Source organism: uncultured Campylobacter sp. (assembly GCF_938018145.1).
Taxonomy (GTDB): Bacteria; Campylobacterota; Campylobacteria; order Campylobacterales; family Campylobacteraceae; genus Campylobacter_A.
Window position 1 is genome coordinate 1 of sequence record NZ_CALIII010000074.1, and the last position, 3,276, is coordinate 3,276.

General features: G+C 46.8%; 2 protein-coding genes. Both read left to right on the forward strand.

Annotation, left to right across the window (positions count from 1 at the left end; all coding sequences use genetic code 11):
* Positions 1 to 455 precede the first annotated feature (455 nt).
* Positions 456 to 1,394 carry a TAXI family TRAP transporter solute-binding subunit gene (locus tag Q0338_RS01660; protein ID WP_298085243.1) on the forward strand — a complete coding sequence of 313 codons (939 nt, stop codon included), beginning with the start codon at positions 456 to 458 and terminating at the stop codon, positions 1,392 to 1,394.
* 341 nt (positions 1,395 to 1,735) lie between these two features.
* The coding region (locus Q0338_RS01665) for a TRAP transporter fused permease subunit (protein ID WP_298085244.1) at positions 1,736 to 3,276 on the forward strand (1,541 nt) is incomplete at its 3' end.

Genomic DNA, 3,276 nt, shown 5'->3' on the forward strand with positions numbered 1-3,276 from the left:
GCTATATGCCTTATCTTCGTCAAATTTTAACTTCAAAACCCCAAAAATCATCTCACGATACTTCGCCTTAACTTTTTACGTTCAAATTTGAAGTCAAATTTACAAATTTCGGCTTCAAATTTGAGTCACCGAAACCCGTACCCTGAAAATGCTAAAATTTAAAGCCCCTATACAAAGAAATCAAAGCTGTAACCTCAAATTTAACTAATCCAAATTTAGCGTCTTAAAGACGCAGGTCTCGGTGCGTAAAATTTAGAAATATCTCCATGCAAAAAATACGATTTTCGCTTCGCTTGTAAAAAATATATAAATTTTACCTTAAGAAATATTTTTCTAAGGCTAAAGTGTGTAAAATAGTCGCAATTTTTTGAAAAAGCTCGCAAAAAGAGTGAAATTTATACGCAAAATGCGGATTTTGAGAGTAAAATCAGAAAAATTCTTTGAAAGGAAGTTAAATGAAAACTACATCTTTGGCATTAGCCGGGTTGCTTTTCGCGTCTGCGCTGGGCGCAAAGGAGTTTGTATCTATCGGTACGGGAGCGATGACGGGCACGTATTATCCGGTCGGCGGAGCGATATGTCGCCTCGTAAATAAAGATCCGCAAATGAAATGCTCGGTGCAATCAACCGGCGGCTCAGTCTATAACGTAAATAACGTGCTAAAAAAAGAGCTAAATTTCGGTTTCGTCCAAAGTGACGTGGTTTATGATAAATTTAACGGCGTGGGCAAATTTGATGGCAACGGCGATCAAAATCTGCGCGCAGTCGTCTCGATCTACCCTGAGCTTCTCGCATTCGTCGTATCAAAATCAAGCGGCATCGGCTCGATAAACGACCTTGAGGGCAAAGCGATCAACGTCGGTAACCCTGGCAGCGGCAATGAAATGACCGCGCTTGGCGTGTTTAAGGCATTTGGCTTTGACGAGAAAAAGCTAAAACATCACGGCGTTTTAACTGCTGGCGAATGCCCGCACGCGCTAAAAGATAAGAAAATCGACGGCTACTTCTACATGGTCGGCCACCCGACGGCCAACATCACCGACGCGGCAAACTCGCTACCTATCGACATCGTAAACATCGAGGGCGAGCAGGTGGATAAGATGATAGCTACGATGCCATATTTCGCCAAAGGCACGATACCAAAAGGTACCTATGAGGGCGTGGATCACGACGTAAAAAGTATCGGCGTTAAAGCCGTACTGGTAACCGACAAGGGCATGAGCGACACTGCGGTGGCCGCGGTCGTAAAGGCTATCTTGGATAACTTTGACGAGTATAAGAGCCTGCACCCCGCACTCGCGGCGGTTACCAAAGAGAGCCTGATAGAGGGGCTTTCTGCACCTTTGCACCCGGCTGCTGAGGCTGAGTTTAAAAAAGCCGGCATAATAAAATAAACTAGCCGAGCCGCGTGGGTTAAATTTGACCCGCACGGCCTATTTTTTAAATTTAAGGGCTTGTTTTTAGTTTTTTGAGGATTTAAAATTTGACGCTTTGCTAGCTTTTTGGCGGCGGTTTTTAGGCCGCTTGTAGGCGTCAAATTTTAGATTTGGCTCATGCGCGCGTTTTTGATTTGACTTCGTTTGCCGTTTGCAAAACCCGTATCTTTACGGCGTGAGGTTAAATTTGCCGATAAATTTAAAGCATAAAAGCCGGTCAAATTTAAAAATAAAGCCCGATTTTACGGGCAAAATCGCCAAATTTTATTAAAAGAAAATTTAAGAGGTTAAGAGCAAATATGGATAAAAATCTAAACGAAACACGAACAAATACCGAGTCGACGCAGGAAAAGGAGGAGTTCGTCGAGGTAAAGACGCGCGAGATAAACTCGAACTTTTATATATATTTCACGAGCATTATCTGCTTTGCGTGGTCGGTTTTTCAGCTTTATATCGCGTATTTTCCGATGAACACGACGATGTCGCGCTCGGCGCACCTTGCGTTTGCTATTTGTCTGCTGTTTTTGCTCTATCCGCTTAAAATTCACAAAAAAGCCCACTCCAGCCTACCGTTTTACGACATCGCGCTCTGTGTTGTGGGCACGCTAGCCGCGCTCTATCCGCTCATAGAGTTTTACGCTCTAGCGCAGCGCCCCGGAGACTACACGAGCTTTGATATCGCCGTGTCCTGCGTCGCCGTGGTCGTGCTGTTTGAGGCGGGTCGCAGGATCATCGGCCCGGCGCTTCCTATCATCGCGGCGATATTTTTGGCGTATGATTATTTCGGCCAATATATGCCAGACATCATCGCGCACCAGGGCGCTAGCCTAAACAAGCTAGCAGGCCACATGTATCTTACGACCGAGGGCGTTTTTGGCGTGCCGCTTGGCGTTAGCGTGAGTTTTATCTATCTTTTCGTATTGTTTGGTTCGCTTTTGGAGCGCGCGGGAGCGGGGCAGTACTTTATAAATTTAGCCTTTGCGCTGCTTGGTAAATTTCGCGGCGGACCGGCGAAGGCCTCGGTTATCGCGTCAGGACTAACCGGCATGGTGAGCGGCAGCTCCACGGCAAACGTCGTAACGGTGGGCACCTTTACGATCCCGCTGATGAAAAAGGCTGGCCTAACTAGCACCAAAGCCGGTGCTATCGAGGTGGCTGCTGGCGTAAACGGTCAGTTGATGCCGCCTATCATGGGCGCGGCGGCCTTTATCATCGCCGAGTTTTTGGGGCTTAGCTACACAAACGTCATGATCGCGGCCGTGATTCCGGCATTTGTGTGCTATATGTCGCTGTTTTTTATCGTGCACCTTGAGAGTTGTAAGCTCGGGCTAAAAGGCATGGAGCAGGGTGCAGGCATATCTAAGCTTAAAATTTTCGTGAGCGGTCTGCACTATCTTATCCCGATTTTGGTTTTGCTCTATACATTGTTAATCGCAAACGAATCGCCGATTTCGGCGGCTTTTAACGCTATTTGCGTGCTGTTTTTGATTATCCTTTTTCAGGAACCCGTTAAAAAAATGGCTCACGGCGAGGACGTCGGCAAAGAGGACTTTATCATCGGCTTTGCGGATATATTTTGGGCGATGGTAACGGCGGCTAAAAGCATGACGACGATCGCGATAGCTACGGGTCTAGCCGGCATCATCGTGGGCTCGATCTCGCTAACTGGCGTCGGTCAAGTGCTATCTGAAGTCGTGGAAAATTTAGCCGGCAACAACATAGTGCTCATCCTCTTTCTCACTGCGATAATGTCGCTGATACTAGGCATGGGCTTGCCGACGACGGCGAACTATATCGTCGTTAGCTCGCTAGTCGCGCCTGTGATTTTGTTTTTGGCACA